5 protein-coding genes are annotated in these 4742 nt (G+C 47.3%); all 5 read left to right on the forward strand.

The genetic code is table 11. The features are described 5' to 3' along the window. The first annotated feature begins 167 nt into the window (after positions 1 to 167). The 5 genes from cysP to pncC all read left to right on the forward strand — a co-directional run bounded on the left by cysP (position 168) and on the right by pncC (position 4696). Entirely contained in the window at positions 168 to 1169 is a 1002-nt protein-coding gene (gene cysP / locus AACQ17_RS06610) for a thiosulfate ABC transporter substrate-binding protein CysP (RefSeq protein ID WP_017047533.1), read from the forward strand. Between the two features lie 66 nt (positions 1170 to 1235). Next, positions 1236 to 2093: a sulfate/thiosulfate ABC transporter permease CysT gene (cysT, locus tag AACQ17_RS06615; protein ID WP_017046719.1), complete on the forward strand. Its 858-nt coding sequence runs from the start codon at positions 1236 to 1238 to the stop codon at positions 2091 to 2093. A 10-nt stretch (positions 2094 to 2103) separates the two neighbouring features. Further along, entirely contained in the window at positions 2104 to 2967 is an 864-nt protein-coding gene (gene cysW / locus AACQ17_RS06620) for a sulfate ABC transporter permease subunit CysW (RefSeq protein WP_094147676.1), read from the forward strand. After that, positions 2964 to 4091: a sulfate/molybdate ABC transporter ATP-binding protein gene (locus AACQ17_RS06625; protein WP_094147675.1), complete on the forward strand. Its 1128-nt coding sequence runs from the start codon at positions 2964 to 2966 to the stop codon at positions 4089 to 4091. The genes cysW and AACQ17_RS06625 overlap by 4 nt, the downstream gene beginning before the upstream one ends. 113 nt (positions 4092 to 4204) lie before the next feature. Beyond that, positions 4205 to 4696 (forward strand): nicotinamide-nucleotide amidase, encoded by a 492-nt coding sequence (pncC, locus tag AACQ17_RS06630; RefSeq protein WP_094147674.1) that lies wholly within the window; start codon positions 4205 to 4207, stop codon positions 4694 to 4696. Positions 4697 to 4742 lie beyond the last annotated feature (46 nt).

Raw genomic sequence — 4742 nt, forward strand, 5'->3', positions numbered from 1 at the left:
CACCTTACCGAACACTACTATAAAGTCGTGCTGGTAATTGGCATACAATTTATTGCTAGAGTTTATTCCAAAAAGTTCTAGTTATCCTCTTTGTTATAATTCATTTTCCTCATACTCTAATTGCCAAGGACGCCATTTTGGCCGTAGTGATTAGGGAGTAGCAATATATGAAGTTCATCAAGTCAGCCTTAGCCAGCTTATTAGTTGTAGGATCGTTGAATGTTTCGGCCGCGGATCAAACCATTCTCAACTCATCGTACGACATCGCTCGCGAGCTGTTTGCTTCTTATAACCCAGTGTTTGAAAAACACTGGCAACAAAAGACAGGCCAAACAGTGGAGATCAAACAGTCGCACGGTGGGTCATCTGCGCAAGCTCGCTCAATTTTGCAGGGGTTAGCCGCCGATGTAGTGACATTCAATCAGGTAACGGATGTTCAGGTGCTGCACGATCGCGGCAAGCTTATCGATGCTAATTGGCAAGAAAAATTGCCCAATGCAAGCTCACCTTACTACTCCACGACCGCATTTTTAGTGCGCAAGGGAAATCCAAAAAATATTCAAGATTGGGGCGATCTCGCCAAAGCTGATGTGGCTTCTGTATTCCCCAATCCTAAAACCTCAGGTAATGCACGTTATACCTATTTGGCCGCGGTCGGTTATGCACAAAAGACTTTTGGCAAAGAAAACCAAGCCGAGCAGGATCAATTCCTCAAACAATTTTTAGCTAATGTAGCGGTATTTGATACTGGTGGCCGTGGTGCGACTACTTCGTTTGTTGAACGTGGCATTGGCGATGTGCTGATTACGTTTGAATCTGAAGTGAACAATATTCGTCAGCAGTATGGAGTGGATGAATATCAAGTTGTGGTACCTAAGACTTCTATCTTGGCCGAGTTTCCCGTGGCCGTGGTGGAAAAAAATGCCAAGCGTAAAGGCACGCTTGCGGTAGCCAACGAATATCTCGCTTATCTGTACAGTGAAGAAGCGCAACGTTTGCTGGCTGGGTTTAATTACCGCGTTCATGATGAAAAAGTGAACGCAGAATTTGCTGATCGCTTCCCTGAAGTTGAATTGCTAACAGTTGAGAGCATTGCTGGCGGGTGGGAAAATGCCATGAAACTTCATTTTGCCAATGGCGCGAAGCTTGACCAACTTCAACGTCGTTAATTCGTCATCGCCACCTGCGCTGAGTGTGGGTGGTTTTCTTACGCATCCGTTTTGTTTCGAGGGTTTATGAGCCATTCCTTCACCGCTTCTTTATCTCGCCCACGCCATAAAAGGGTGCTACCCGGATTTGGTATTAGCCTCGGTACTTCGCTGTTTTTTGTCAGCTTAGTGCTGCTATTGCCCGCCAGTGGTTTGATTATGCAGACGAGCCAAATGTCGCTCACCGAGTATTGGCAGGTGGTGGCGGACCCTCGTGTACTGGCCAGTTACAAAGTAACGGTGGGCGCGGCACTCATCGCCTCATTGTTTAATGGCTTGCTAGGATTATTGCTCGCTTGGGTACTGGTTCGTTATGATTTTTATGGCAAACGTATTCTTGATGCTTTAGTCGATTTACCGTTTGCTTTGCCTACCGCCGTTGCAGGCATCACGTTGGCGACGCTTTACTCATCCAATGGCTGGGTGGGCAGCGTACTTGGCGAGCTTGGAATTAAAGTGGCTTATACCCCCTTGGGGATTGTTGTCGCGATGGCGTTTACCAGTATTCCGTTTGTGGTACGCACGGTACAACCCGTCTTGGAAGAGATCTCCAAAGAAGAGGAAGAAGCGGGAATGACGTTAGGCGCATCAGACAGCGCCGTATTTTGGAAAGTGATCATGCCTTCGATTCGTCCAGCACTATTGGTTGGTATTGCACTCTCATTTACGCGTAGCTTGGGCGAGTTTGGTGCAGTGATTTTCATTGCGGGCAATATGCCTTACGTCAGTGAAATTACCTCATTAATGATTTTTGTACGCTTACAAGAATTTGATTTTCCGGCGGCGAGTGCCATTGCCTCGGTAGTATTGATGGCATCGTTATCGCTGCTACTACTGATCAATCTATGGCAGGGCGCATACCTGCGTCGAATTCATGGACGTTAAGGAACCGATAATGAAAGCACATCAACCGTTACGAGTCGGTGAAGCACCTTGGGTGAAGTGGAGTTTGATTGGCTTTGCGCTGTTTTGGGTTGCATTGTTGCTGATTATCCCGCTAGTGAGCATTTTCAAACAAGCCTTTGCCAGTGGTTTATCGACTTATATTAGTCATTTAATTGAACCCGATACGCGTCATGCCATTGGTTTAACACTGCTAGTTGCGCTACTCACGGTGCCAATTAACTTAGTGTTCGGCGTGTTATTAGCTTGGGCAGTGATTCGTTTTGAATTTCCGGGTAGAAAAATATTAACCACTTTAATTGATATTCCGTTTGCCGTATCACCGGTTGTTGCAGGCCTTCTGTATTTACTGCTTTACGGCAGCAGCGGCTGGTTAGGTGAGTGGTTGTTTGAGCGCGATCTGCAAGTGATGTTTGCTTGGCCGGGAATTTTATTGGTCACGGTTTTTGTGACTTGCCCGTTTGTTGCGCGTGAGCTGATCCCGCTGATGCAGCAGCAAGGCCGATCAGATGAAGAAGCGGCGGTTATTTTGGGTGCATCTTGGTGGCAACTGTTTCGTCGCGTCACCTTACCGAATATTAAATGGGCGTTGATTTACGGTGTCATCCTAACCAATGCGCGTGCCATTGGTGAATTTGGCGCAGTAGCGGTTGTGTCTGGCAATATTCGTGGTGAAACCAATACCTTACCGCTACATGTGCAGCTACTGTATGAAGATTATCAATCGGAAGCGGCGTTTGCTAGCGCCTCGCTATTGGCTTTCATTGCATTATTAACCTTAGTTTTTAAAGCTTATGTTGAATGGCGTCAACACAACAATCAGACAAAAACGAACAGAGAGCAAGAGACGGTATGAGTATACGTTTAGACAACATTTCCAAACAATTTGGTCAATTTCAAGCGCTCTCTCCGCTCTCGTTACAGATTGATGATGGCGAGATGATTGGCTTACTTGGTCCTTCAGGCTCAGGCAAAACCACTTTGTTGCGCATTATTGCCGGCCTTGAAGGTGCCGATAGTGGAACCATTCATTTTAGAGATCGCGATGTGACTCATGTCCACGTTCGCGAGCGCCGAGTTGGCTTTGTGTTTCAAAACTACGCACTTTTTCGTCATATGACGGTGGCCGACAATGTCGCGTTTGGTTTGCAAGTGATGGATCGCCGTCATAGACCAGCGGCGGCGGAGATCACCAAAAGAGTCAAACAGCTGTTGGATATTGTACAACTTGGCCATTTAGCTGAGCGCTATCCTGAACAACTGTCCGGCGGGCAAAAGCAGCGCATCGCCTTGGCTCGCGCCCTTGCAACAAAACCGGAAGTGCTACTGCTGGATGAGCCTTTTGGCGCACTGGATGCCAAAGTGCGTAAAGAATTGCGCCGCTGGTTGCGCAGCTTGCATGAAGAGCTCGGTTTTACGAGCGTATTTGTCACCCACGATCAAGATGAAGCACTTGAACTCTCTGATCGCGTGGTCGTAATGAGCAATGGCCGCATCGAACAGATCGACTCGCCAGTGCAGCTTTATGCTCAACCGAACAGTCGCTTCGTCTTTGACTTTTTTGGCAATGTGAATGTCTTCCAAGCCAACTGGAATAACGAGCAGTGGGTCAACGGTCAATCGTTTATCTTACCGCCGAAAGATCACGCGATTAATCAATCAGGAAAGTTGTATGTGCGCAGCCATGAGTTGAGCCTATCGAACAAACAAAATAGCCAAGCTTCATTGCCTTTTGAAGTGGTCTCCGTTAACCCTGTTGGCGCGGAAGTGCGAGTGGAACTCGCGCCAGTCGGCTGGGAGAGTGAGCAATTATGGGAAGCAAAATTAACCCATAGAGCATTGAGTGAACAACCGCTCACACGAGGCGACAAAACCTTTGCTACACCACAAGTGGGCTACTTTTTTGGTAGGGAGAGCAGTACTCCGCACACCATTCGTTGGCCATTCTTAGACGCAGATAGTTTAATGTTTGAGATCTAAATACAACGGACGAACGATTCAGAATGGGCACGCTTGCGTGCCCATTCTGTTTTCTGGAGATTCAATCTGCTATAAAGGTTCAAGCAAGATAACGTGGCTTTGGAGAGGGCGTAATGAAAGCGATTTTTGCATTAAGTGAACAATTAGGTCAGCAATTGTTAGCACAAAAAGAGATCCTCACCAGTGCTGAATCATGCACTGGCGGTGGTGTGGCATTTGCACTTACCGAGGTTGCAGGAAGTTCGGTTTGGTTTGAACGATCGTTTGTGACCTACAGTAATCTCGCTAAACAAGAGATGCTCGGTGTCAAAGCACAGACACTGGTGGATTTTGGCGCGGTTTCCGAACCCGTGGTGCGTGAAATGGTACAAGGAGCACTTTTGCATTCCCAAGCCACTATTGGTGTAGCGATCAGTGGTATTGCTGGTCCTGACGGTGGTAGCGCAGAAAAACCAGTGGGAACCGTATGCTTTGCATGGGCTTCTAAGCAAGGCTGGGAACGTGCTGAGACGCTTTGTTTTAAAGGCGATCGCGTACAGGTGCGCAAGCAGGCGATTACTCATGCATTACAAGTGGTGAGTCACTTTTTATCGCAGCCAAATTGAACCTAGTCGAAATTTTTTCGACACAGCTATAGACACTGTATGAATC

It is taken from the genome of Vibrio sp. V10_P2A27P122, assembly GCF_963874335.1.
Taxonomy (GTDB): domain Bacteria; phylum Pseudomonadota; class Gammaproteobacteria; order Enterobacterales; family Vibrionaceae; genus Vibrio; species Vibrio anguillarum.